Annotated in this window: 23 protein-coding genes; 8 read left to right on the top strand and 15 right to left on the bottom strand. The window is 60.3% G+C overall.

All coding sequences use genetic code 11. The features are described from left to right. Nucleotides 1-58 precede the first annotated feature (58 nt). On the top strand, nucleotides 59-2,200 hold the full coding sequence (locus tag GJU83_RS10495; protein WP_153634284.1) for a GGDEF and EAL domain-containing protein: 2,142 nt from the start codon (nucleotides 59-61) through the stop codon (nucleotides 2,198-2,200). Nucleotides 2,201-2,202: 2 nt separating this feature from the next. Here GJU83_RS10495 and GJU83_RS10490 read toward each other — a convergent pair whose 3' ends face one another. The 8 genes from GJU83_RS10490 to GJU83_RS10455 form a co-directional block, all read right to left on the bottom strand. Continuing rightward, nucleotides 2,203-2,862, bottom strand: coding sequence for an energy-coupling factor ABC transporter permease (locus GJU83_RS10490; RefSeq protein ID WP_153634283.1), 660 nt, complete (start codon nucleotides 2,860-2,862; stop codon nucleotides 2,203-2,205). Nucleotides 2,863-2,943: 81 nt separating this feature from the next. Beyond that, nucleotides 2,944-4,677: a SulP family inorganic anion transporter gene (locus GJU83_RS10485; RefSeq protein ID WP_069182634.1), complete on the bottom strand. Its 1,734-nt coding sequence runs from the start codon at nucleotides 4,675-4,677 to the stop codon at nucleotides 2,944-2,946. Nucleotides 4,678-4,685: 8 nt separating this feature from the next. Further along, complete coding sequence (locus GJU83_RS10480) at nucleotides 4,686-5,552, bottom strand: MBL fold metallo-hydrolase (protein WP_069182633.1); 867 nt, start codon at nucleotides 5,550-5,552, stop codon at nucleotides 4,686-4,688. An 82-nt stretch (nucleotides 5,553-5,634) separates the two neighbouring features. Continuing rightward, entirely contained in the window at nucleotides 5,635-7,149 is a 1,515-nt protein-coding gene (locus GJU83_RS10475) for a diguanylate cyclase (protein WP_153634282.1), read from the bottom strand. Between the two features lie 96 nt (nucleotides 7,150-7,245). Then, nucleotides 7,246-7,866, bottom strand: coding sequence for a tetratricopeptide repeat protein (locus GJU83_RS10470; RefSeq protein WP_136630670.1), 621 nt, complete (start codon nucleotides 7,864-7,866; stop codon nucleotides 7,246-7,248). Next, the gene (locus GJU83_RS10465; protein ID WP_153634281.1) at nucleotides 7,863-8,645 is read right to left on the bottom strand and encodes an SDR family oxidoreductase; all 783 of its coding nucleotides are present in this window, start codon (nucleotides 8,643-8,645) and stop codon (nucleotides 7,863-7,865) included. Before GJU83_RS10465 ends, GJU83_RS10470 begins: the two co-directional genes overlap by 4 nt. Continuing rightward, entirely contained in the window at nucleotides 8,632-10,818 is a 2,187-nt protein-coding gene (locus GJU83_RS10460; RefSeq protein ID WP_153634280.1) for an AMP-binding protein, read from the bottom strand. The genes GJU83_RS10465 and GJU83_RS10460 overlap by 14 nt, the downstream gene beginning before the upstream one ends. Then, nucleotides 10,802-11,512, bottom strand: a complete 711-nt coding sequence (locus GJU83_RS10455) for a thermostable hemolysin (RefSeq protein ID WP_174805024.1) — start codon at nucleotides 11,510-11,512, stop codon at nucleotides 10,802-10,804. Before GJU83_RS10455 ends, GJU83_RS10460 begins: the two co-directional genes overlap by 17 nt. Nucleotides 11,513-11,650: 138 nt before the next feature. Here GJU83_RS10455 and GJU83_RS10450 point away from each other — a divergent pair, with 138 nt between their 5' ends. From GJU83_RS10450 to GJU83_RS10430, 5 genes are all read left to right on the top strand, one after another. After that, nucleotides 11,651-12,337, top strand: a complete 687-nt coding sequence (locus GJU83_RS10450) for a response regulator (protein WP_153634279.1) — start codon at nucleotides 11,651-11,653, stop codon at nucleotides 12,335-12,337. Next, the gene (locus GJU83_RS10445; protein WP_153634278.1) at nucleotides 12,328-13,749 is read left to right on the top strand and encodes an ATP-binding protein; all 1,422 of its coding nucleotides are present in this window, start codon (nucleotides 12,328-12,330) and stop codon (nucleotides 13,747-13,749) included. Before GJU83_RS10450 ends, GJU83_RS10445 begins: the two co-directional genes overlap by 10 nt. Nucleotides 13,750-13,842: 93 nt before the next feature. After that, a complete protein-coding gene (locus GJU83_RS10440) occupies nucleotides 13,843-14,610 on the top strand; it encodes a glycosyltransferase family 2 protein (RefSeq protein ID WP_153634277.1) in 768 nt (255 codons plus the stop codon). 1 nt (nucleotide 14,611) lies between these two features. Continuing rightward, nucleotides 14,612-15,280 (top strand): TVP38/TMEM64 family protein, encoded by a 669-nt coding sequence (locus GJU83_RS10435; protein ID WP_153634276.1) that lies wholly within the window; start codon nucleotides 14,612-14,614, stop codon nucleotides 15,278-15,280. Nucleotides 15,281-15,289: 9 nt separating this feature from the next. Beyond that, nucleotides 15,290-17,038, top strand: a complete 1,749-nt coding sequence (locus GJU83_RS10430) for an ArnT family glycosyltransferase (RefSeq protein WP_153634275.1) — start codon at nucleotides 15,290-15,292, stop codon at nucleotides 17,036-17,038. On the opposite strand, the gene GJU83_RS10425 is transcribed toward GJU83_RS10430, so the two are convergent. Both GJU83_RS10425 and GJU83_RS10420 read right to left on the bottom strand, forming a co-directional pair. Next, nucleotides 17,035-18,429: a sensor histidine kinase gene (locus GJU83_RS10425; RefSeq protein WP_153634274.1), complete on the bottom strand. Its 1,395-nt coding sequence runs from the start codon at nucleotides 18,427-18,429 to the stop codon at nucleotides 17,035-17,037. The genes GJU83_RS10430 and GJU83_RS10425 overlap by 4 nt on opposite strands. Beyond that, on the bottom strand, nucleotides 18,426-19,151 hold the full coding sequence (locus GJU83_RS10420; protein WP_153634273.1) for a response regulator: 726 nt from the start codon (nucleotides 19,149-19,151) through the stop codon (nucleotides 18,426-18,428). Before GJU83_RS10420 ends, GJU83_RS10425 begins: the two co-directional genes overlap by 4 nt. 218 nt (nucleotides 19,152-19,369) lie before the next feature. Here GJU83_RS10420 and GJU83_RS10415 point away from each other — a divergent pair, with 218 nt between their 5' ends. Next, on the top strand, nucleotides 19,370-19,723 hold the full coding sequence (locus tag GJU83_RS10415; RefSeq protein WP_069182618.1) for a hypothetical protein: 354 nt from the start codon (nucleotides 19,370-19,372) through the stop codon (nucleotides 19,721-19,723). Between the two features lie 63 nt (nucleotides 19,724-19,786). After that, entirely contained in the window at nucleotides 19,787-20,311 is a 525-nt protein-coding gene (locus GJU83_RS10410; protein ID WP_153634272.1) for a cytochrome b, read from the top strand. Between the two features lie 30 nt (nucleotides 20,312-20,341). On the opposite strand, the gene GJU83_RS10405 is transcribed toward GJU83_RS10410, so the two are convergent. From GJU83_RS10405 to GJU83_RS10385, 5 genes are all read right to left on the bottom strand, one after another. Further along, entirely contained in the window at nucleotides 20,342-21,190 is an 849-nt protein-coding gene (locus tag GJU83_RS10405) for a sulfurtransferase (protein ID WP_153634271.1), read from the bottom strand. A 69-nt stretch (nucleotides 21,191-21,259) separates the two neighbouring features. Continuing rightward, on the bottom strand, nucleotides 21,260-22,024 hold the full coding sequence (locus tag GJU83_RS10400) for an ABC transporter ATP-binding protein (RefSeq protein WP_153634270.1): 765 nt from the start codon (nucleotides 22,022-22,024) through the stop codon (nucleotides 21,260-21,262). Then, nucleotides 22,024-22,998 carry a FecCD family ABC transporter permease gene (locus GJU83_RS10395; RefSeq protein WP_153634269.1) on the bottom strand — a complete coding sequence of 325 codons (975 nt, stop codon included), beginning with the start codon at nucleotides 22,996-22,998 and terminating at the stop codon, nucleotides 22,024-22,026. The genes GJU83_RS10400 and GJU83_RS10395 overlap by 1 nt, the downstream gene beginning before the upstream one ends. After that, nucleotides 22,985-23,869, bottom strand: a complete 885-nt coding sequence (locus GJU83_RS10390; protein ID WP_153634268.1) for a cobalamin-binding protein — start codon at nucleotides 23,867-23,869, stop codon at nucleotides 22,985-22,987. The genes GJU83_RS10395 and GJU83_RS10390 overlap by 14 nt, the downstream gene beginning before the upstream one ends. A 30-nt stretch (nucleotides 23,870-23,899) precedes the next feature. Further along, on the bottom strand, nucleotides 23,900-25,738 hold the full coding sequence (locus tag GJU83_RS10385) for a TonB-dependent receptor plug domain-containing protein (protein WP_153634267.1): 1,839 nt from the start codon (nucleotides 25,736-25,738) through the stop codon (nucleotides 23,900-23,902). Between the last annotated feature and the right edge of the window lie 68 nt (nucleotides 25,739-25,806).

The following is a 25,806-nucleotide window of genomic DNA, read 5'->3' as shown; positions in this document are numbered from 1 at the left end:
GTCTCACAGGGAGGGGAGTTCGTAAATTGACACACCGGAGCACACATTACTGACTCTCATGCCCAGATCCCCCACCACGATTGCACCGCCCGCAGACATCGACCCCAATCGCCTGGCAATGATTGCGTCGGTCACACCCAATTTTCTGGTGATGCTGGATGATGCCGGTCGCATTGAATGGGTAAACCCAAGTTTTGAGGAGCACACGGGGTATCAGCTTGAGGAGGTGCGCGGACGTCTGCCAAAGGAAGTGCTGTACGGGCCGGACACAGACCCTGACACCATCAAACGCATCAACCAGAAGCTGCACAAGGCCGAGGTCATTGAGGAAGACATCCTCCATTACACCCGGGCCGGCGAGCCTTACTGGGTGCATATCTATTGCGTTCCAATCGGTAACGAACAGGGCGTCGCACCCGGCTTTATCGCCATTCAGAACAATATCTCGGACCGGAAGCACGGCGAACGGGGCCTGCGCATCGCGGCCAGCGTGTTCGATCGCAGCCACGAAGCCATCCTGATCACCGACCAGTCCAATCGGATCCTGGATGTGAATCCCGCGTTTTCACGGATCACCGGCTACAGCCGGCAGGAAGTTCTGGGACTGAACCCGGCGATCCTCAGCTCTGGCCGCCACTCCGGTGAGTACTACCGCTCCATGTGGCGCACCATCGAGAAAACCGACCACTGGCGGGGCGAAATCTGGAACCGGCGGAAAAACGGTGAAGAGTATGTTGAACTGCTTTCCATCAGCCGTGTCCATCTGGAGGAACCGGGGCAGTATTACCACGTGGCAGCGTTCTCTGATATCACGGCGCTCAAGAACCATGCGCGTGAGCTGGACCGGGCAGCCAACTACGACGACCTGACCGGCCTGCCCAACCGCCAGTTGCTGGAAGAGCGCCTGCGCACGGCCCGTAATCACGCCGACCGGCAACATCGTACCGTGTCCGTGTGCTATCTGGACCTGGATGGCTTCAAGGCTATCAATGACAAATGGGGCCATCTGGCGGGCGACCAGGCCCTCAGAACCCTCGCCGAGCGACTGACCCGTGCTCTGAGGAGCGGCGACACCGTGGCTCGCATCGGTGGCGACGAATTCGTCCTCCTGCTGCAGGGCGACGACAACCACGATGCGGTGTACCAGCGGATCCTGGCCACTGTAGGCGACCCCGTCGCCGTGGGCGATCAAAACGTCACCCTCACCGCCAGTCTTGGCATCACCCGCTACCCGGAAGACGGATCAGAGGCGGAAGGCCTTATTCGTCACGCCGACCAGGCCATGTATTCCGCCAAGGAAAAAGGCCGCAACCAGTATCACTTTTTCGATCCCGGTCTGGATGAGCACCGCCGGAACCGACGCAACCAGTTGATGGAACTCACACGTGCTCTGGAAAACGAGGAGTTCGAACTGTTTTTCCAGCCCCAGATCCGCGTGACCGATTGCCAGCTGTTCGGTTTCGAGGCGCTGATCCGCTGGAATCATCCCCAGAAAGGGCTTGTCTCACCGGGCGAGTTTCTGCCGATTGTCGAGAACAGTCATCTGGAAGTACCACTGGGACAGTGGGTACTGAAAGAAGCGATTCACCAGATGAACACCTGGAAAGAGGCTGGCGAGGATCTGGCGGTCAGCATCAACATCAGCGCTCCACACCTGATGGACCGCTCCTTTGCCGACTATCTTGAGAGTTATCTGCAAAGCCATCCCGAGATAGCACCCGGCCAGATCACCCTAGAGGTTCTGGAATCAACCGCCCTGGAGGATACCCAACGGGCCAGCAATGTTCTGGCGCATTGCCAGAGCCTTGGCCTTCAGGTGGCGCTGGACGATTTTGGCACCGGCTTCTCATCGCTGACCTATTTGCGCACCCTGCCGGTGGACATCATCAAGATCGACCAGAGCTTTGTTCGGAATATGCTTGAGGATGCCAGCGACCACGCCATTGTGGAGAGCGTGATCTTCCTCGCCCAGCGGTTCGCCCACCCGGTTCTGGCCGAGGGCGTGGAAACCATGGAGCATGCCCGGGCACTGCGCCGGATGGGCTGCAATTTCGTTCAGGGTTACGGCATTGCCCGCCCCATGCCTTCCGGTGAAGTGCTGGACTGGACCCGTCACTGGCGGGCACAGGCAGAGTCCGGCAAGAGCGGTGACTTGCTCAATCCCGTTGTGGCCCGGGGCGAGGGGCGCCAAGGCGGATAACCCTAGCGATACCGTCTCTGATCCAGCGTGGTCAGCCGGTCGGGATGAAACACCATCAGGCCGGTTACAAAGGTGCCGTTCACAAACCCCTCAGGAATCGTGAACAGTGGCAGGTAACGGATGTACTCGTGTACGAGTTCATCAAACGTGTAGACGCCGCTGGTCCAGAGCATCAGGCACATGACCGTGCCGGCCGCCGCTACAGAAATACCCGCACCGAAGAACCCGCAGAAGAAGATGTAGGCGAAGAAGTTCCGGAAATCCCGTCGGCGCTCCCACAGCATGATGCCGTGGCTGACAATGGCAGGCACCATCACCGTGATCAGCCCGTTGGCGGCAAACATGATCAGCGGCTCGCGGCCGGTGATGACCGTGATCACCAGTGCCATAAGGCCCGCCAGCACTGCCAGGGCCCACCCCAGCATCAGCGTGATCACCGTGATACCAAAAACGTGTATGGCCAGGCCGGGTGAAATGCCGGCCCGCAACTGCCAGACAAAACCCAGCACCACGGCAGCACCGAAGAACGAGTGCTGGAGTGCGTTGTCCTTGCGAAAGGCCTGCCAGTCAATCGAGCGCAGCGCCCGGACCAGAATCACCAGAAAGAGCAGAAACGTAATGATCCACTGGCTGGTGGATAGCAGGTTTTCAGTCATGCCCATAGTGAACTTACCGCAGCAACAGGGTCGGGAATGACATCTTAGCGGCTCGCCCCACCCCCGGTGCAAGCGAGCCCAGATTGATCAGGCGACCTGTTTTTCGAGTTTGCCGAGGTCGGTCAGGCGCTGCCAGGCTTCATAAGTACTCAGGAAAACCTCGCCACCCAGGTGGGAAAGCAGTTCAGTCCCTTTCAACTTGTCCATTACCGGGCCTTTCACTTCCGCCAGATGCAATCTGACCCCTGCATCTTTCATACGCTCGTTGATGGCCTCCAGACTTTCGAGCGCAGAGGCATCCACCAGGTTCACTGCCGGACACACCAGCACCAGGTCCTTGAGCTCTGGCTCCCGGATCATCAGATCCATCACGGTTTCCTCGAGAAACCGGGCATTGGCAAAGTACAGGCTCTCATCTACACGGAGGAAGGTCACCTTCGGGCACAGTTCAACATCGTGGCGAAGCACATTGCGGAAATGCTCGGTGCCGGGCACACGGCCAACAACCGCACTGTGGGGCCGACTGGTTCGATACAGGAACAGCCCGATGGACAGCGCCACCCCGGCGATAATACCGGCCTCGACACTGTGCACCAGGGTCAGCACGATGGTTGCGAGCATGGCCCCAAAGTCGGTGCGGGAATAGCGCCAGGTTCGACCCAGAGCCGGAAGATCAATCAGTGTAGCCACCGCAACAATAATGGTGGCGGCGAGCGTCGCCTGGGGCAGATAGGCGATGGCCGGTGTCAGAAACAGCGTCGCCATGGCAATACCGACTGCGGCGTAGGCGCCAGCGGCCGGAGTCTCGGCCCCGGCATCAAAGTTGACGACGGAACGGGAGAAACCACCGGTAACCGGCATACCCCCGGAAAAGCCGGCGCCCAGGTTGGCAGTACCCAGGCCGATCAGCTCCTGGTCAGGATCGATGCGCTGGCGCCGTTTGGCCGCCAAAGTCTGGCCCACGGACACCGACTCCACGAAACCGACAACGCTGATCAGCAACGCGCTGACCGCCAGTTGCTGCCACAAGCCCATGTCCAGGCTCGGCATGGTGAACTCCGGGAGCCCCTGGGGTACATTCCCGACCAGTCGCACGCCCTGGCCATCAAGCTGGAATTGCCAAGCCACCAGGGTGGTCACCAGAACCGCCAGAATGGGCGCGGTTTTGGTCAGAATGTCGGCCATTCTCGGGGCCAGGCCCATCGCCATAAGAAGTGGCTTCAAGCGTTTGCGGGCCAGCACCAGAAACAACAGCGCCCCTGCGCCAACAGACAGGGTCGCCAGGTTGGTATCGCCAATGGACTGGAACAGTGACTGACCGATTTCCAACAGGTTATGGCCGGAGGCCTGAATTCCGAATATATGCTTCAACTGGCTGGCCGCAATCACAATTCCAGAGGCCGTGATAAAGCCGGAAATCACAGGATGACTCAGAAAATTGGCCAGGAACCCGAGCCGAAGCACCCCCATCAGCGTCAGCATCAACCCCGACATAACGGCCAGCAGAACGGCACCGGCCACGTATTCCGGAGTTCCTGCCTCGGCCAGCGGTGCCAAGGCCGCCGCCGTCATCAGCGAGGCCACGGCCACAGGCCCGACGGACAAGGTCCGACTGGTGCCGAAGACGGCGTAAATCACCAGGGGCAGGATACTGGCGTACAGCCCCACCTGGGCGGGCAACCCGGCCAGCAGAGCATAGGCCAGCGACTGGGGAATGAGCATGACGGTGACGATGATCGCGGCCACCAGGTCACTGGTGGCCTGATCACGGCCGTATGTTGGCGCCCAGTCCAGAATCGGCAGATAACGTTTAAGATTCATCAGGAATCTCAGAACAGGTTAACCGGTACTTTCAGGTAAACCTGGCCATTGTCCTCGGCCGGCGGCATGTGGCCTGCCCGCATGTTCACCTGAACGGACGGCAGAATCAGCCGCGGCATATCCAGGGTTGCATCCCGCTCGGTGCGCATTTTCACGAACTCTTCCTCGGAAACACCTTCGTGGACGTGAATGTTTGCTGCCCGCTGCTCCGCAACGGTGGTCATGTGCTGGTACTCATCGCGGCCGGGCGCCTTGTAATCGTGGCACAGGAAAATTCGGGTTTCCGCAGGCAGGGACAGCACCTTCTGGATGGACTGGTACAGGGTGCGGGCATCGCCACCGGGGAAATCGCAGCGAGCTGTGCCAAAGTCCGGCATGAACAGGGTGTCCCCGACGAAAGCCGCATCGCCAATCACATAAGTGAGACAGGCAGGGGTATGCCCCGGCGTATGCAGAACGCGTCCTTCCAGACCGCCAATAGCAAAAGTGTCGCCCTCTTTGAACAGCTTGTCGAACTGGCTTCCGTCGCGCTGGAATTCGGTACCGGCATTGAACGCCTTGCCGAAAATTTCCTGTACGTCGCGAATGTGCGCACCAATGCCGGTCTTGCCACCCAGCTTCTCATGCAGGTAGGGCGCGGCAGACAGGTGATCCGCGTGGACGTGGGTTTCCAGGATCCACTCGACCTTCAGATCGTTGCTGCGGATGTACTCGATAATTTCATCGGCAGAACGCACATCGGTTTTGCCCGCGGCGTAATCAAAATCCAGGACCGAATCGAGAATGGCGCAGGCCTGGCTGTCCGGGTCACGCACCACGTAACTGAACGTATTGGTGGGTTCATCAAAAAAATGCTGAACGATCGGGTTGCTCATGACAGTCACCTCTAGACAATCCAAATATCACTTTTAATCTAAGGATATACCATTTAGTAATATGAGGTGAAATGATCTTTTTTTATATGCGCAATGTTCCTGATACATCAACAAGACAGTCCCGCCCTGCCTGCTTGGCCAGATAAAGCCTGTGATCCGCCCCGGCAATGAGAGCGTCCGGCGAGGCTGGGCGGTCAACGAACTCCTCTATTCCGGCCACACCTGCGCTGACGGTCACCGGTATCTCATCGTCATCAAAGACAAAACGCTCCTCATGCACAGCTTCGAGAATTCGCTGGACGAGCTGTCGTACATCGCCGTGCTCTACAGCGCTGAAGACAACAATGAATTCTTCCCCGCCGAAGCGGGCAACCACATCCATGGAGCGTGTCTGGCTGATCAGAATGTCGGCAAACCGCTGCAAGATATAATCCCCGCCGAGGTGTCCGATGGAGTCGTTAATCTTTTTGAAGTGATCGATGTCGAAGATCGCCAGGGCGAAGCGCTCACCCCGGCGGTTGCTCCGGCCGAGCATTTCATCCAGCCTCGGCATCAGGTAACGGCGATTGTGCAGGCCGGTCAGCGGGTCCCGAATGGACTGGTTCAGCAGTTCTTCTTCCAGGCGGTTGCGCTCCAGGGCACCCGATAACAGGCCGGAAACAATAATCAACAGGTCGGCCTGGTCCAGACGCCAGGTTCTTCGGCGAAGGGAGTCAACGCCGAAAAAGCCCGTTACCCGTCCGCGTACCCGGATAGGCACGCAGAACATCGATGACACCCCCTGCTCCTGAAGCAGTGCCCGCTCGGGAGCAGCTTCCCGGGGCAGTCGGTCGACATCTTCAATAAACACCACCCGGCTGCCACTCACCATCCCCTCGATCTGTTCCTGCCACCAGTGAAAACTGTCGATCGACACCTCCTGCTGTGTGTCGATCAGAGCGGGCACACCGTCCCTGCACCACTCATGGGTATTGGTCATCACGGAATAGTCATCGGAAAAGCAGTACAGGTAGGCCCTGTCTACCTTGAAAAACGTTCCGATGGATCTCAGAAGTTCATCAATACACTGATCAATGGTGCCAAAGCCCAGATTGATGAATTCGGTGGAGAGACGGGCAATCAGTCGCTGGAACCCGGCCTGGAAGGAAAACTCCGCCTCACTTTCGCGCAGGCTCTGCTCCAGGTTCTTGTAGTGCTGGATGTTGTGGAATTGGCCGTACCAGAGCGTGCCGCCATCAGGCTGGCGCTCGGGCTCCGCATTAACCTCGAACCACTCGTAACCGCCATGCTCAAGCCTGAGTCGGGCCCGATAGCTCCAGGTATTCAACCTGTCTGCCGAGGCACGGATACTGGCCATAACGGCATCAACATCCTCCGGATGGATCATGGCGAAAATCGCATCCGCGTTATCACTCAGATCTGCGGGATCAATGCCAAAGAGCGACTGCACATGTTCGCTGATAAAAGGACAGCGGTGGGAATCTCCTTCCGAACTCACCCAATATACGAAGAGGACTCCAGGAACCCCTGAGGCCAGCTTCTGAAAAAAACGGGCAGACAAAGCAGTTTGCTGCCCGTTACCGGACCTTGACGCCATGGACAACACGTCCTCCTGACGGACGATTTTCACCCCTCTCCATTAAAGAGTGTAGCCCACGCTGACAGGAAGCAAACCCGTTCTGAAGAGGACGAATCAGAGCGAGTCCAGGCGGCTCCTGGCTTCTTCCCGCCGACCGGCATCGGCGACGTCTCGTCCGGCCCTGTCGGGTGCATCGAGGACTTTCTGCAGATAACTCCGGGCGCGTTCCGGCTCGCCCTGGTCCAGCAGGAAATCGCCAAAGAAGAAATTGGCATCCATGCCATCAGGATTGATGGCCAATGCTTTCTGCAGATACTGCCGGGCCTTATCATCATCACCAAAGCCCAGGGGCCAGCCAGGGACCTGGTAATAAAGGCTGCCAAGAGAGGTGTACGCCGAGCCATCCAGCGCGTCGGGATCAATCTCAAGGGCCGCTTCCAATGATTTACGGGCCTCCTTCACCAGCCCCAGGGCCCCCAGGCCACCTTTGGCGCCGGCGTAGGTGCTCAACACTATACCCTGCCAGATCAGAGGCTCTGCCCGGCCCGGATAATGGGCGACGAACTGTTCTGCCTCATCAGCCAAACCCTCAAAGGCTTTCTCTTTCTCGTCCGCCGGTACCTGATACTGAATCTCCGCCCAGCGATGCTGGATACCTGCCAGTTCGGTCTCCAGAGCCGCCGCCCAGAGTGGCTGGGCCGCCAGGCACAGAATCACCAATAGCACTCGTTTCATGACAACACTCCCGGATTCAGAAACCGCCGGATGACCGGCAATTGCTTCAGCATCGCCTTGTCGACAATTCTCGGCAGGATGCCGTTGATCACCACAAACAGCTTTTCCGGCCAGCCCAGGAAGCGCCGGCGATCGTCGTTTTCCATGGCGGCAAGAATCTGCGACGCCACCGCTTCAGGCGCGTCCATGGCATTGCCCAGTGCCCGGTTAAGCTCATTTACGGCTTCCGGATTCATATCCGTGGCGGTGGCGCGGGGTGCCACATAGACGACCTGGACCGGGGTATCGGCCAGCTCCCGGCGCAGTGCTTCAGTGAAGCCCCGCAGACCGAACTTGCTGGCGCAATAGGCGGTGTAACCCGGGAAACCGATGCTGCCGAAGGTGGAGCCCACGAACACCAGCGCACCCTGCCCTGCTCTTTCGAACCTTGGCGCAAAATGCCGGGCCACAATCATGGCTGACCGGAGATTGACGGCGATCTGTGCGTCGAGGTCACTGACGGCCATATTGCCCAGGCTGGCAAACCGGTTCTGCCCGGCACAGTGGATAACGCCATCAATGTCCGGATAGGCATCGCCAAGGCGGTCCAGCTGTTGGTCTAGGTCCGGCGCCGCCAGGTCCAGATGAGCAAGCGAGACGCCCTCACGATGCTCGAGCTTTTCCGGATGCCGGGAAGCAATGATCACCCGGGCACCGGCCCTGACCAGAGGTTCAACCAGTGCCTTGCCAATACCGCCGGTGCCACCCAGCAGCAGGAAAACGCGGTCATGCAGCCTCATGTTGTTGCTCCTTCCGGCTTTCGGGCAGGGGAATGCTGTGCAGCATGTCGCCATAAAGCCGATAGACCATGTGCGCAGCCTCAATGATGGCCTGCTGGTCTTCCGGATCGGTGATGTCGTTCATCAGGTTCCGGAAAAACTCGAAATGCTCCTGGTCCAGGGCTCCGTGAGAGTACAGATAGCTGAAGGCCTCATCCGGCAGCCCGAGCTGCTTCTGAATGGCCTCACCAAGCGGTGTCGCCAACTCAATCGACGTACCTTCAAGCACCTGAACCATGCCGAAGAACGCCGCCGGATTACCGCGGTTGATGCGGTCATAAAGGTAGGCAACCATCAGCTCGATGGAGGTATCCGGGCTGCCATGACGGATGGCTTCCTTGTCTTCTCCACAGGCCTCAAGATCGTTGAGAATCCACTCGTGGTGGCCGTACTCTTCCTCGATGTACTCCACTAGCGCCTTGCGCACAAATTCCAGACGCTCGGGCAGACGGCCGCCGCAGGCCATCATCAGAGGCACCGTGTGTTTGACGTGGTGATAGGCCTGGGTCAGGAACCAGGTATAGCCGGTCAGATCAAACCGACCCTCGCAGATGGCTGCAATAACGGGTGCGCCGGTTACGTGGGCGCGGGCTTGCGCGGTTTCGGACTGCAGTCGATCGAAAAATGCCATGAAAGATCCTCCTGGCGTGTTTGGAAAATCAGGGGTTGAGATGGAAAGATTCATGAAAACCGGAAACGCGCCGGCCAGCAGGCTCGGCAGGTCGTCCTGAATCTGCTGGCGTACAGGCCGTCCGTTTGCGGTCAGATAACCGTCGGCCTGACTCAGAGGCTGACGGCGGATATAGACACCGGAAAAACGGGCGTAGTCGGGCAAGGTGTCGTTCAGGGATTCCAGCTGGGAACGCAACGCGTCCGGTGAGCGGCCATCCTGCACCACCACGAGGGCGGAAGGACGAGGGTCACCATCGCCGAACACCACCGCCTGGCGCGCGCCGACTGCCTGGATCAGCTCACTTTCCAGCCACTCGGGGCTGATGTTGCGGCCGAAGCTGGTGATAAGAAGATTCTTCGCGCGACCACTGACCGAAAGGAAACCGTCGGCATCCCGGGCACCCAGATCACCGGTATCCAGCCATTCATCGCCTGCCGGTTCATCCCCCAGGTAGCCGAGATGGGTATTGCCCGCCACCAGAATGTGGCCCCGTTCGTCCACCAGTACCTGAACATGGGAGAGTGGTTTGCCTACCGACCCTTCGCGCTCGGTACCCGGCACGTTCAATGCCACCACGGAACTGCACTCGGAAAGCCCGTAACCCTCATAGAGGGGCAGGCCGGCACTGCGGCCACGGGCAAGCAGGTCAAAGGAAACCCGTCCGCCACCAACCGCCAGAAACCGGAACGAATCGCTTTTAAGATGCTTCTGTTCGGCGGCAGACACCAGCGCCATGGCCAGCTCTGGCACCAGGATCAGCGAATGTGGCCGGTGTCTGTTTATACCCTCCACCAGCCGCCCGAATTCCAGGCCACTGCTGCCGGTCATGCCCAGATCCTGCAAGGGAGCGACCATCACCGTGCTGCCCATCAGCAGGGGCAGGTAAACACCGGCAATGTTCTCCAGCAGTGTGGCCAGCGGCAGGATGCACAGGTGCCGCCCAAGCTCGACGCCTTCAAGGCGCTCCTGCAAAGCCAGCGTGGTGGCTGTCATCTGTGCCACCGACAGGCAAACGCCCTTGGGGTTGCCGGTGCTGCCAGAGGTGAAGGTGATCTTTGCAGTCTGCTCCGGCATCCAGGCCCCGGCAGCAGACACAGGCAGATGCTTTAACCAGACGCCATGGCCGATGTGTTCGCCGCCATCGATTTTGTCCGCAGACAGCAGGCAATCAAGGTCAGCACGTTCAGTCAGATGCTGAGTCTGTGTTCTGGAGAAAAAAACCGGCACCGGTACACACACCACATCGGCCAGCAGGCACGCCAGATCCGCAAGAATCCAGGCCACGGAATTGTCGCCACACAAACCGGCCCGGCGGACACCCAACCGTGTCAGCTGATCGGCCAGGGCAGCGGCCGCCTGCATCATCTGGGCATAGCTAAACGCTGAATCGGGCCCCTGAAGCGCGATGCCTGAGGGTTCCTTATCGGCCTGGCGTTGCAGAAGTTCAGGCAATGTGGCCATAGGAGCCTCCTGCCATCGCTTCGTTCCCGGCGGCTTCGGACTCAACGGGCTGAATCAGCCTGAGCAGACCCGCACTCCGGAGGGCGGACATACCATCGGCCACCCGGATAGCCATGACTACCGGATGATGATCGTAATAGCGCCCCCAGCCGGCGCCCCCGTCGGGCAACCGGTCAGGATCCGCCGTCGCCAGAACCTCAGTGGCAATACCCAGGCGGTGAAAACTGTTGCGCAGCTGATCCGTGCCGGTGCACACCACCCAGTCATAGCCGGCCCCATCCAGCCACACCGACAGCGAGGCAAACAGAAACCGGCTGACGCCGGCTTCAACGCCGGCCAGATGGGCAATCTCGGCAATCCGATGGCGTTCGACACCCGCAACCGGCATCACCAATTCCACCGGCACCGACAGATAGTCTTCCAGAAACAGTTTTTCCAGCGCGGCGTTTCGTACACCGACCGCTGCCAGAAGTGTGCCCTGGGCCGTGGTCAGGGCCAGAAGCGCAGGTATGCGCAAAGAAGGTTCAGCGCCATAGGCATGCAGGAAGCGGCGGCGAATAAAACCCGCAACTGTCTCGGCCATGGCCGTGTCAGGACGGATCTCGTTAAACCAGCGACCGGCACAACGGATGACCGGAACCACCTCCCCGGAATCCGGGGGACAACACGTGGACATCATCAGCGGGTCTGTCATAAAAGGCCTCCCTTTGGGTACGCCTTCCAGACTACAGCGCCAGCCTTAACCCAGGCTTAAGAGCCGCCAGAAGTTTTCTTAAGCTGGCCTTAAGATTTCTGTGCCAGAATGATCACCAAAGCGGTAACAGGACCTGCCATGCGGATATTGCTTGTAGAAGACGACCTTCACCTAGCCAATACCATGCTGGGGATGTTGCGTGACGGACAGAACACGGTGGACTGGCTCGACGACGGACAGCAGGCATTGGGCGCGCTCACCAGCGAACACTTTGATCTGGCGATCCTTGATCTGACCCTGCCCCGTGTAGATGGCCTGGACATTCTGAAGGCAGCACGGAAACAGGGTGTGCAAACGCCGGTAATCATCCTGACTGCAAGGGCCGGCCTGGATGAAAAGCTGACCGGTCTTGATGCCGGTGCCGATGACTACCTCACCAAGCCCTTCGCCATGGCGGAACTCAAGGCCCGAATCCGGGCGGTCACCCGTCGGGGCTCGTCCGTGCCGCAGAATGGTCTGACGGTGGGCCAGCTGGCTCTCAACCCTGATTCCGGGCAACTGACGTACGGCGACGAGACCACCACACTGCCCCGCAGTGAATTCCAGATTCTTCACTACCTGATGCGACACCCAGACCAGGTCGCCACGCGAAGACGGCTGGAGGAACAACTTTACGGCTGGGATCACGGCGCAGAAAGCAACGCCCTGGAGGTGCATATTCACCACCTGCGCCGCCGGGTTGGCAAGGAGACCATCCGGACCATACGCGGCGTGGGCTACCTGCTCGACAGCCAGGCTGCCGCCAGGGTGACCGAATGTCCCTGACCCGCACCCTGACGCTGCTGGTTACCTCCACCGTTCTGCTGATTGCGCTTGTTGCCGCAGCCTGGAGCTACATCGAAAGCAACCACGAGCTGGAGGAACTGTTTGACGCTGAACTGGCACAGAGCACGAGGATCGTCCAGGGCCTGGTGCAGCACCTGGCCGACACCCAGTCTGTAGAGCAGCTGCCCAAGACCCTGAGTGAAACCCTGGAGCTGCCCCGAGCCGACACGCCAGGAGTGGATTTCGAAGCCGACAATAATGAAATCCTGCCCGACGGCACCGGGCACAAGTACGAGAAGAAACTGGCGTTCGAGGTCTGGACCCCCGACCGCGAACCATTGCTGGATACCCTCAAAGCCGACGATACCGAAGGACTGACACCCGGCTATTCCTGGGCAGAATCCAGTGGCTTTCGCTGGCGAGTATTCACGCTTCAGGACCCGGCAACCGGCTTCTGGATCCGGACAGCACAGCGTGAGGATATTCGGGAGGAGCTCAGCGAGGAACTGGCCCTGGGGAACATCCTGCCCCTGTTGATCGCCCTTCCCCTGCTGCTGCTTGCCGCCAGCGCCGCTATCCAGTTCGGCTTCAGGCCGCTCCTGAAGCTTGAGCGCCCGATCCGCAACATGGCCCCGGAAAACATTCATCCCCTGGACGACCGCCAGGCACCGAAGGAAGTCGCGGGGCTGGTGCAGGCGGTGAATGGCCTGCTCAGACGCCTCAACCAGGCCCTGGAACGGGAACGGCGGTTCTCTGCCGATGCCGCCCATGAGCTGCGAACGCCACTGACGGCCCTGCGACTGAACCTGGAAAAAGTCTACGAGAAGGATCCGGAACAATACGGTGACCTGATCCAGTCCGTGGACCGCATGGTGCACCTCGTTGAACAGATGCTATTGCTCAACCGAGTCGACTCCGGTGCCGATTTCACCCCGGAATACCACAACCTGTCTGCCATCGTGGAACAGAGCATCGCCGATGTGGCACCTCTGGCCCTTAAAAAAGACATCGACCCGGTGCTTCAGGACGATGCCGGTCAGGCCCTGGTCTCCTGCCACAGCGCACTGATCAATACCCTCATGCGTTCCCTGCTGGCCAACGCCATCCAGTACAGCCCCGAACACACCACCATTGAGACACACCTGACGCCTTCCGGCGAGGGATACCACATCACCGTTTGCGACCAGGGCCCCGGCATTCCTGCCGAGGAGCGCGAACGGGCGCTCAGCCGCTTTGTCCGACTGGACCAGCGGCTCGGTGGCGGCGCCGGTCTCGGGCTGGCCATCGCCCGGCGCATCGCGGAACTTCATGGTGGCCAGCTCACCCTCGGCGACCGGCCAGATGGCAACTCCGGCCTGTGCGTCAGCATCTGGCTGCCGGCCCGTGCGGCTTCCCGTCGCAGGCAGACTTAAGGTTGGTTTAAGGTTTCAGGAGGATACTCCTGCCCAAGTGAACAGGGCCGCCAGACGGCCCGGTTGATATTCTGTTTTCGAGGATGTCTCTACATGGGTCAGGAAAGAACTCTGTCGCTGGTTATCCCGGCCAAGGATGAAGAAGCCAACATCGCTACCCTGCTAACCGAGGCCTATGGGGTAATGCGTGACTATCACGGCTTCGAGGTGGTGCTGGTGGATGATGGCAGCACCGACAGCACGTTGGACACAGCCGTGAGAACCGCCCGGGCCCTCGGTGGCCGCTTGTTGACCATTCGTCACGAGCGCAGCATCGGCCAGAGCGGTGCCCTGGCATCGGGTATCCGGCAGGCAAGGAGCAGGCTCATCGTTACCATGGATGGCGATGGCCAGAATGATCCGGCCGACATCCCCGCCATGCTGCAAAAAGCCAACACCCTGCGGAACCCGGATTTCTGTATTGCCGGCTATCGCAAGAATCGCAAGGACACCGCCTGGAAACGCTTCCAGTCCCGCCTTGCGAACCGCGTGCGGGATGCGCTGCTTCATGATGGCGTGCCCGATACCGGCTGCGGCCTGAAGCTGTTTCCACGGGAAACCTTCCTCAAACTGCCCTGGTTCGACCACGGCCACCGTTTCATCCCGGCGCTGGTACGGGGAATTGGCGGTGACATTGCCATCGTGGAGGTAAACCACCGCCCAAGGACCGCCGGGATTTCCAAATACAACGCGTGGAACCGGACCTGGGCCGGCATACTGGACCTGCTCGGTGTGCTCTGGTTGCTGCACCGCACCCGGGTTCCTGTCATCAGCAGTGCCGGTCAGGCCGAGCCACAGGCGTCGGTGGCGGAGCGCTCCTGACATGGTCAACGGCTCCCGCTGGCTGGCCTTCGCCGCCCTGGTTCTGCTTAGCTACCTGACCATCCATAACGAATGGCTCGACTTCATTGCCGACCAGAATGAAGTGGCGAACTATCTCCACAGCCATGGTGTAGGCGGATTGGTGGTGATTACTCTCACTGGGGCATTGTTTACCGGTCTTGGCGCTCCACGCCAGTTGCTCGCCTTCGTGCTGGGCTTTGCCCTGGGCGGGCTCAATGGAACACTGCTGTCGACCCTGGCCGCCGCCATTGGGGCCACCGGCTGCTTCATGACCGCCCGCTGGCTGCTGCGGACGCCGTTGAGCCGGCGGTTCAGCCACCGGATGCAGCAGTTTGATCGCCTGTTCCGGGAGCAGACCCTGCTGAAAGTTCTCATGGTCCGCTTGCTGCCCGTGGGCAGTAACCTGGTGACCAACCTTGTCGCCGGCTGCTCCGGGATCCGTTTCTCACCGTTTCTCTTTGGCAGCACACTGGGCTACCTGCCCCAGATGCTGGTGTTCGCCCTGGCCGGTGCCGGTATCGGCAATGCCAATGCCTATCAGCTTGCCGTCAGCATCGGCTTTTTCATTATTGCCTCGCTGATTGGTGCCTTTCTCTACCACAACCAGAGGGCCAGGACGCTGGCCGATTCCGTTTCCGACTCTCTCTGAGACCGACCCATGCCTGCATGCCCCTTCGTCCGCCACCTGCCGGACACCCTGTTCAATCTGTCCCGCAATCAACTCCTGCTGTTACTGCTCGCCATTGCTGCAGTCGTGTTTTTTACCGGGATCGGACTGCGCTCCCCCTGGCCTGCCGACGAACCGCGGTTTGCGGAAGTGGCCCGTGAAATGGTCGCCTCCGGGCAGTGGCTTATCCCCATGCGGGGTGGTGAGTTCTACCCGGACAAACCACCGGTGTTCATGTGGAGTATTGCCTTCTTTTACTGGCTGACCGGCAACCTGAAGATTGCATTCCTTCTGCCCAATGCGCTGTGTAGCCTGCTGACACTGGGACTGGTCTTTGATCTGGGCACCCGCCTGTGGAACCAGCGGACCGGTGCCATTGCCGTCATGTTGCTGATGCTTGCGCCCCAGTTCGTGATCCAGGCCCAGAAAGCCCAGATCGACGCCATGGTCGCCTGCTGGATTGCGGTTGCCTGCTACGGCCTGATCCGACACTTTTTCACCGGGCCTGCCTGGGGCTGGTACTTCGTTGGCTGGGCGTTTATGGGGCTCGGAATCATCACCAAAGGGGTTGGCTTCCTGCCGGCGCTGATGCTCATTCCGATCTTGATCATGAAGCTTCGCGATCGCGCACTGTTCCGTGGCACGCTCACGTGGCGCTGCGCACTGGGCCCGCTGGCCATGCTGGCAGTGGTTGCCGCCTGGCTGATTCCCATGGTGCTTTACGTTAACAATCTCGGCACCGAAGAGGCCCTGGCCTATCGGAACAATATCCTGTTCAAGCAGACCGGCGAACGCTATGCCGACTCATGGGGCCATATCCAGCCCTGGTACTATTACCTCACCAGCGTAATCCCCTCGCTGTGGTTTCCGCTTCCGCTGTTGCTGCTGGCCTTGATCCGGCCCCTGTCTGAAACCGCCCGGTACCGCCCGATTATTCCGGTGCTTCTGGGCTGGATTGCCCTGGTTATCGTGTTTTTCAGCCTCAGCCCCGGCAAGCGCGGTGTTTACCTGTTGCCCGCATTGCCCATGCTCGCGCTGATTCTCGCCCCGCTTCTCAGTGCCCAGAAGCCAGCACGCTGGTTTCCGCCCATCCTGACGGGTTTACAGTTCTTGCTCGGTGTTGCGTTGATGGCAGTTGGCATACTGGCCTGGACCGACCACCCCAGGCTGGTTGAAAAGGTGGCCGACTACAGCACCGACCCGGACAAACTGCACGAGGCGGGGACGTTCATCTTCGTCATAGGACTGGCGTGGCTGATCACCCTGTTCGGGTTCTGGCGCTCCCGTGCCATCGGGCGTCTGTTCCTGGCCATGATGATCACCTGGCTGCTGCTGGGCACCTGGGGCTATCGAATTCTTGAGCCACTTCGAACCCCCCGCAACGTTCTGGCCGCCGCAGAACAGCATATCCCGGCCGGCGGTCAGCTCGGTATGATCGACTTCCGGGAACAGTTCCTGCTGTTTTCAAAGCGCGATTTCACCCATTTCAGTTTCTTCACCGGTCGGGAACAGGAGAACCGCAATGCCTGGTTGTGGATGAAGGAAACACCGGATAGCTACCTGCTCGTGGCCGATCAAATTGAGCTGCCCTGCTTCACGAAAGACGGTGCCATTCCCGTGGGCACGGCTCACCGTGACAACTACCTTTTGCTTTCCGATGAACAAATGAAACCCGGCTGCACGCCGCCGGACAGGATCAAACGCTTTACCACGCCCCGCCCAGGCAGATGGCTCGATTAAAGCGGCAAAGTGACTGACACCTTGAGGCCTTTGCCGTCTGGGCCGGCGTCAAAATGGATGTCGCCGCCCATACCCCGGATCAGCGTGCGGGCGATGGCCAGACCGAGGCCAGCGCCACCGGTCTCACGGCTGCGCGAGTGTTCCAACCGGTAAAAGGGTTCGAAAACCCGTTCCCGTTCCACTTCAGGAATACCCGGCCCCTGATCAACAATCGTCACAACCGCTTCGGTGTCCGTTGTTGCCAGTGTTACTTCAGCCTGCTCGCCATAATTAACCGCGTTCTCAATCAAATTGCGCAGGGCACGTTTGACGGCCTCGGGCTGTCCCTGGAGAACACATCTCGGGCTTTCTTCGCAGTGAACCGCCAGGCCCATTTCCTGGAGATCGCCACATAGACTGTCCAGCAGGGTGGCCAGATCATAGCGGCGGTGCTGTTCGGTGGTGCTGCCCCGGATGAAGTCGAGGGTGGCCTCGGCCAGATGCTGCATCTCCCGGAGGGCATCCAGAAGGCGATCCCTGTCCTCGCCTTCCGGCAGCATTTCCACCCGCAGCCGCATGGAGGTGATGGGTGTCCTGAGGTCATGGGCCAGAGCCGCCAGCAGTCTTGCCCGGTCTTCCTGGGCGCGGCCAACCTGGTCCTGCATCTGGTTGAAGGCGCGGGTAACCTCACGAACATCCTCGGGCCCTTTTTCTGGAACCCGGACTTTCTCCCCCCGTCCGAATGCATGGGCGGCCCGGCTCAGCTCATTCATTGGCCTCAGAATTCGACGGACCGCCAGCAACAGGGTCAGCGTGAGCAGCACGGCGGTAATCCCGACGCTGGTGAGCGTGGCCTTTAGCCAGAGCCAGGAAGGCGCTGGTGGCCTCGCTTGGGCGTTGAACCACTGGCCAGAGGACATGGCCAGGGAAACCCCCAGGACTGGGGGGCATTCATGCCGTTCATCCCGATGTTCGTCATATTCATGGTGCTCATCATCCTCATCGTCATGCCGCTCACGTTTCCGGTGGTCATCGCGATCGGGCCGGCAGTCATCCTCGTCCGCCTCCATAGCCGTTCGAACCTGCTCAACGGGCAACCCCAGCTCCCCGGCCAGCCGGCGCGTCATGCCGGAGGCCTGGTCCTCGGTCAGATAGGGCTCAGGATCGATGGAAAGCCGCAGGGTCGGGCTGGAGAGTGCCCGCAGGATACGCTCCTGACGTTCCGGATCCGTGGTATCAGCCAAGGTGTAGCCATCAGAAACCCGTTGGAGGACGTGTTCCAGGCCCGCACTGCGCAGCGCACCCTGGCGTTCACCCGCCAGAATAACGATGGTGATAACCTGGGCCACCAGCAGCACCAGAATCAGCAACAGCGCCAGCTGCCCACCGGCGCGCCTTGGCCAGAGTCTCATTGCTCAGCCCCTTCGACCGGTGCGATCCACTGGTAGCCACCGCCCCAGATCGTCTTGATCAGCTTGGGGCTGCGGGCGTCCGGATCGATCTTTCGGCGCAGGCGGCTGACATGATTATCAATGCTTCGATCAAAGGCATCCGCCTCTCTGCCGAGGGTCAGATCCATCAGCTGATCGCGGGACAACACGCGGCCGGCGTGCTCCAGGAAGGCGAGCAACAGTTTATATTCGGCGGTACTCAGTGAAACTTCGACACCCTCGGGATCGATGAGCTGATGACGGTCCACATCCAGCGTCCAGCCTTCGAACGTCAGGCACTGCCCGGCCATGGGGCTGCGTTGCGGTGGTAGCGCTGTGGTCCGGCGCAGAACCGCTTTTATGCGCGCCAACAGCTCTCGGGGGTTGAAGGGTTTGGTGAGGTAATCGTCTGCGCCCATTTCCAGGCCGACGATGCGATCGGTTTCCTCGCTCATGGCAGTGAGCAGTATCACCGGCAATTCGGTGTGCTCGCGAAGGTAACGGCAGAGGGTGAGGCCATCGTCGCCGGGCATCATGATGTCCAGCACAACCAGATCGACGGACTGCTGTCGCAGCTGGCGCTTCATGGCATCGCCGCCATCCGCCAGCAGCACCCGCAGACCATGCTCCTGCAGATAGCGGCCGACCAGATCGCGAATGTCTCGATGGTCATCGACGACCAGAATGGTGGGAGAGTCGCTCACTCGTTACTCCGTTGGATTACCGTCTGCCCCGATTATAGGGGAGTCGAGTTTCCCAATGGGCGCGATCTTGTCAAAAACCGTCGCAAATCCCGGCCTTGCGACAAGTTGCGACAAACTCGATGGGTCACCGAGACAATTCTGCGACGTTTCCTTGGTGCAATAACTCCCGACCAACGATGACATTCCGTCATGGGTTTCACCAACCAGGGAGTTCGACCATGAAGAAAACGACCACCATTGCAGCTCTCTCCATCGCTGCACTGCTCAGCGCCACGCCACTACTTGCGTCTGCCGATGACGACTACGGGCGGGGTGACTGTGACGATCGTTACGAGAATCGCCACCACGGCAAAGCCATGGGTTCCGATCTCAAACAGTACAGCACCGAAGAAATGCGCATCATGGCCTATGGCCAGGCATTGAGACGCTTCGGCCCCGGCGTGGAAGTGTCCGTTGAGGAAACAACCGATGGCACCTACCGGGTTCAGCTGCGAGATGCCGAGCAGAATCTGATCCGGGAGCATGAGTTCAACCAGTACGGCGCCCCGGTTCGCGGCGGACACCGGAGCTGATCACCATCAGCAGGCGCGGGGCCCGGAGGGTGCCCCGCCATCATTTGATCAAGGAGAATCACGATGACATTGATGGACGCTGACGACCGCTATGGTGCCGTTTCCCGGGCTGTGCACTGGATCATGGCGGTTCTGCTGCTGGTCATGCTTGCCAGCGAAGTCTGGTTTGAGGCTTTGGAACATTCCCTCTCCGAGGCGTCGTTGATGGCCTGGCACCAGAGCCTGGGCCTGACCATCTTCGGGCTGGTGATCTTTCGCGGCCTGTGGCGCTGGCTTAACCGGGCACGTCTGTCACCACCGGCACACTGGGCAACCATGGCCAAACTGGGACACCTGGCGCTTTACGCCCTGATGATTCTGATGCCGCTGTCAGGCCTGGCGACGTCCCTCGGTGAAGGCGATCCGGTTACCTTTTTCGGCTGGACAGTCTTTGGCTACGGTCCGGAAACGGAATGGCTGGAAGAGAGCGGCGAAGACGTGCACGAATTACTGGCCAACGTGTTGTGGGTAATGATTGGCCTACACGTGGCGGCTGCCCTGGCGCACCAGTACCTGCTGGGCGACCGAATCATGAAGCGCATGGCCTGACAGCCCGTAATACACGAAAACCCTCCTGGCTCAAGCCACCGGCAGAGATTCGTCGCTGCCCCAGTCCGCCCAGGAACCATCGTATAGAGAGAGCTGGTCATACCCGGCCAGCTCCGCCGCCAGCAGAATGATGCAGGCGGTGATGCCGGAGCCGCAGGAAAACACCAGTTGATGCCCGTTTCCAGGCTGAAGATTCGGCGCAAGCTGGTTGAACGTTGTTTTCAGCTCACTGACCGGTTTGAACCGGTAACCATCCAGCACCTCGGTAAACGGCAGGTTGAGAGAGTTCGGTATACGGCCGCCGCGCACGCCCGGGCGGGGCTCCGGGGCCTGAGCCAGGAACCGCGCCCGGGATCTCGCATCAATTACCGAGACTTGCTCGTCGTCCAGGTGCTGATACACGAACGCGGAATCCCGAACCCGTTCACGATCCAGACGGCCCGACAAGGAGCCGGAAGAAGCCGCTTCTTGAACCGGAGCCGACACCGTTTCACGCCCCTCCGCCAGCCACAGAGGCAGGCCACCATCCAGCACGAAAACATTGTCCAGGCCCATCGACCGCAGAATCCACCAGGCCCGGGGCGCTGAGTAGATTCCCTGGTTGTCATAGAGCACCACCATGCTTTCGGGCGTTATCCCCAGTCTGCGCACTTCCTGCGTGAACTGGTCTTCGGTTGGAAACGCATGGAGCTGGGGCGATTCGGTATCGCAGAGCGTTCCTTCAAGGTCGATCTTGTAGCTCCCCGGTATCCACACCGGCTGGTCGTAAACGATCGGCTCCTTGCCAATCACCGTGGCCATACTCGCGTCGATCAACACCAAACGGTCGTTATCGAGGTTTTCCTGCAGCCAGTCGGTGGTTACAAGTGGGGACGTCATGGTGATGGCCTTGTTGGGAATGTAGTGACTATATAACCAGTAACTGAGGCGTGGATAAAGCCTCGCAATCTAGCCCGGCACAAACACCGGAAAGCCATCCAGTTCGGCAGATAGCAAACGCTGACCAAACAGGCTCTCAAGTGCAGAGGTTACCAGCATGTCGCGCGCCGGGCCCCAGCAGGCCTGGCCATCGGGGTACAGGAGGAGGATCTGGTCGCACCATCGGGCGGCCAGGTTCAGGTCGTGCAGGCACATGAAGATTGCCTTGCCCTCCGCCGCTTGTTGGCGAAGCAGCTTCATAACGGCGGTCTGGTGTTGTAAATCCAGGTGATTGGTCGGCTCGTCGAGGAGCCAGATTTCCGGGCTTTGGGTCATCAGGGTGGCAATGGCGACCCGTTGGCGTTCGCCGCCGGAGAGGGTGTTCACCAGGCGATCCTTCAGGTGGATGACGTCCAACGCTCCCAGCGCTTTTTCGGCAATCGCGAGATCCTCGCCACTCTCCATCTGCCAGGGGGATAACCAGGGGTGGCGGCCGATAAGGGCGGTCTCAAGGACCGTGGCCGGGAATCCATCCTGCCGGTCCTGGAACACCAGCCCCATCCGCTGCGAGACAATCTTGCGGCGGATGTCGTGTAGCGGGGTGTCGTCGAGCAGCAGTTGCCCGCTTCTGGGCTCCCGCAATCCTGCCAGGGTATGGAGCAAGGTGGTTTTACCCACGCCGTTGGGGCCAAGCACGCCCCAGACCTGCCCGGGCTCTATGGCCAGATTCAGGGGGGAGCCTGAGGCTCGCCCGGGAATATCGATGATCAGCGCTTCGGTGGCCAGGCGTGTCATCATCGGCTCCGATACAGCAGGTACAGGAAGGTTGGCACACCGATCAGCGCGGTGATCACGCCCACCGGCAACTGTTCCGGGGCGATGACCACCCGCGCCAGCGTGTCCGCCAGCACCAGAAGCGTGCCGCCGGCCAGTGCGCAGGCTGGCAGAATCAGCCGCTGGTCGTTGCCCAGCACCAGCCGCAACATGTGGGGCACCACCAGACCTACAAAGCCTACGGAACCGGCCATGGTGACGGCCGTGGCGGTCAAAAGGCTGGCCATCAGGTAAATCGACCATTCAAGAGGCCGTACCGAGACACCGAGGGCCGCCGCCTGCAGGGAACCCCGGGCCAACACGTTCAGGGCCCGGCCCAGCGGAAACACCATCAGGCACACGGCCACAAGAATAGTCAGTCCCGGCCAGGGCGTGGCTGCATTGGAAAGATCGCCCATCAGCCAGTACAGCATGCCCGGTAATCGACTGGCCGGGGTCATCGAGAGGATCAGTGTGATGATGGCGCCCCAGCCGGCGGCAACCACCACGCCGGTGAGCAACAGCCGCGAGGGCGTCCAGCTGCCACTGCCGTGGGCCAGACCAAACACCAGCAAGGTGGCCAGCATGGCACCGGCAAACGCGGAGCCGGACACCAGGAAACCGGCAGCGCCGGCCAGCATGGCCAATAACGCGCCCACGGCGGCACCGCCAGACAACCCGAGCACGTAAGGATCGGCCAGGGGATTTCGCAACAACACCTGCATCAAAGCCCCGGCTACGGCCAGCAAACCGCCTGTTGCAAAGGCACTCAGGGTGCGGGGCAGACGCAATTCAAGAATCAGCGTTTGCTGAAGTTCAGTGCCACTGCCGGTTATCACTCGCAAAGTGTCTTCAAAACCGATGGCGGTGCTGCCGATACTGACGGAAAGCAGAGCCGCCATAAACCCTGCCAGCAGCAGAACAAAAAGCGGTTTGTACGGGCTAGAGATTGGCACGGGCCTGCTCCAGGGTCTGGCACAGGTGCCTGGCGCCGTCTGCCATACGTAGCGTGGGGCGCGCCAGCAGATCGGGTGGTTCCAGGAAGAGGTTGCCTGAGGCTACCGCGGCAAGGCCCGGGAACTCTCGCCAGGCCTCAAGCCATTGCCTGTCATCCGACGAGCCGGCCGTGATAATGGCTTCGGGGTTGGCTTCGAGCACCGCCTCCCGGCTGATCCGGGGCACCAGCCGTGGCAGCTCGCCAAACACATTCACGCCGCCGCACAGGGTTATGGCTTTGCTGATCAGTTCTTCCCGGTTCACGGTCATCAGGGGCTGGTCCCATATCTGATAGAACACCCTGACCGGTCTGGCATCGGCATACCGGGCTTTCAGCCCGGCCATTTCTGCGCGAAACGCTTCGGCCCGATCATTCCCGAGATCCGGTGAGCCCGTGAGCAACGCCAGATCCGATACTGCCATCGCAATGTCGTCGAAGGTTCGCGGAGCAAGCCAGAGAACCGGAATACCAAGACCCGAAAGCCGTGCCAGCTGGCTGCGGGAATTGCCATCCACCCAGGCCACCACCAGATCCGGTGCCATCGAAACGATCGCTTCGAGGTCCAGACGATTGCTGTCACCCACCTGCGATAAGTTCTCCGCCTCTGGCGGGTAGTCGCTCCAGGCACTCGCCGCCACGACCTTTTCGCCGGCACCGGCGGAGAACAGCAGCTCCGTGGCGCCCGGTGACAGAGAAACAATACGCTGCGCTGGCTCGGCCAGGCATACCTTCTGGTTCAGTGCATCGCGTGCGCAGGGTCCCTCGGCCTGCGCCAACGAGGGCGCAAGCAGAGACAGTACACACAGTGCAGCGAGCCAGAGGTGCCTCATAGAGGGCGGAAGCCTCTCAGATCAATGAATTTACTGCTGGAAATCATAGCGCACCGAGGCCATGAAGGTTCGTCCGGCGGCCAGATAATCAAAGGGCGCGAAGGTCGCACTGTCATACCCGATGCTGGTGGCATAGCGACGATCCAGCACGTTATCAACCTTGAACGAGGCCGACCAGCCAGGCTGGAAGTTCCAGGCCGCTCTCAGGTCTACCGTGCCATAGCCCGGTAGCAGACTGGTATTTTCCGCATCATTGTAGCGGTCACTCTCAGCAATAAAGCTGGCGCCCACAGACCACTGTGAGAACAGGCGATCGATATCCAGACGCAGGTTCTTTTCCGCGCGGCGTGGTAAACGGGCGCCGGTATCGCGGTTCTCGGTATCCGCGTAGGTTACTGCTGCCGCCAGATTCCAGTCAGCCGTCTCGATACCGGAAGAAACCTCAACGCCACGGATTCTTGCCGTCTCGACGTTTTCCATGGTGCCCTCAAAGGTCACCGGGTCCGACACGTAGGTAATCAGGTCTTTCACGTCGTTCTGATAAAGCGCAATGTCCCAGTACCACTGGTCATATCGCCCGGAGAAACCGGCTTCGACCATCTGCCCCTCTTCCGCATCGAGCTCAGGATTACCGGTGTAGAACGGCACCGTCAGGTAAAGGTCATTAAAGGTGGGTGCCCGGAACGATGTCGCATAGCTGAGGCGAAAGCGATGGGCGCGGTCCAGCTGGTGACCAAAGGCCACACCGCCAGTCTCCTCTTTGCCATAGGCCTCGTTGTCATCCAGACGCAGACTGAGCATCAGATCGGTGGCATCAAAGTTCAAACGGCCCTGACCGAAAACCGCGCTGTTGGTCCGACTGTCCTCTGTGAAGTTGCTGGTGCCATCGACTTCGTCAAGCATGACCTCCGTACCCAGAACCAGCTCATGAACACCGGCCGTCAGGGTGTTTTCCCAGCGCGCGGAGCGAGACAGGGTGTCGAACGTGCTGGGATTGGCTCCGAAGGTATCCTGTTCGTCGCGGGCTTCCGAGAACTGGATCCGTGTGCGCCAGTAGTCACTGGCAACCGCTTCCAGATGCAGCCCCATGGCACGGATCAGGAAATCGGTATCACCGCCTTCAAACTCGGTATTACCTTCAGACTGGAACACCGTCAGCCCTGCGCCGCCGCCCTGGTCGAAGCTGTGGCTCAATTTGGCCAGGCCCCCAGCGTTCCGGAATCCTTTGTCTTCGCCGCCAGCACGCAAGTTCGTGCCATCGGTATCCGAATAAACGCCACCGGCCAGGAACGACGAACGGCCTTCCCGGCCAGCCATTCCGGCCGTTACCTCACGGGTTTCATGGGAACCGCCTTTCAGCTCGCCCCAACCCTGGCGCCCGGCCTCCGGTTCCAGGGTGAACGCCTGGATGACGCCACCGACCGCATCGGCACCATAGAGGGAGCTCTTCGCGCCCCGCACCAGCTCAACCCGCTCCATCAATTCGGGAGGCAAAAACTGCCAGGGTGGGATACCCGCGGAGGCAGAGCGCAGGCGGATACCATCGAGAAGCAGCACGGTACCCGAGCTGCCCGCGCCACGCAGGAATACGCTGGTAGTCTTGCCGTAGCTGCCGTCCGATACCACGTTGATCCCCGGCTGGGCGCGCAACAGGTCGCGGAATTCCGCGGGCTGTTGCCGATCAATATCCTCTTTCTCGATGACCGTCACTGAAGACAGGCTCTCGCCAACGGTCTTGGGGCCCAGTGTCGCGGTAACCACGATCGGATCCAGGGCATCGGATTCTGGAGAAGACTGGGCCGAAACGGCCAGAGGCAGGGCGGCCAGGGAAACGCCGGCCAACAAAACAGGGCATTGAATTCTGAACATAGAGCTTGCTCCGCACTCCGCGCGCACCCGCACGGAAATCTGGTTTTCGTTGCGGAACAGGGAGTAGG

It is taken from the genome of Marinobacter salsuginis (genome assembly GCF_009617755.1).
Lineage (GTDB): Bacteria > Pseudomonadota > Gammaproteobacteria > Pseudomonadales > Oleiphilaceae > Marinobacter > Marinobacter salsuginis.
The sequence above is the reverse complement of the archived record's forward strand: the minus strand, read 5'-3'. Positions and strand labels throughout refer to the sequence as shown.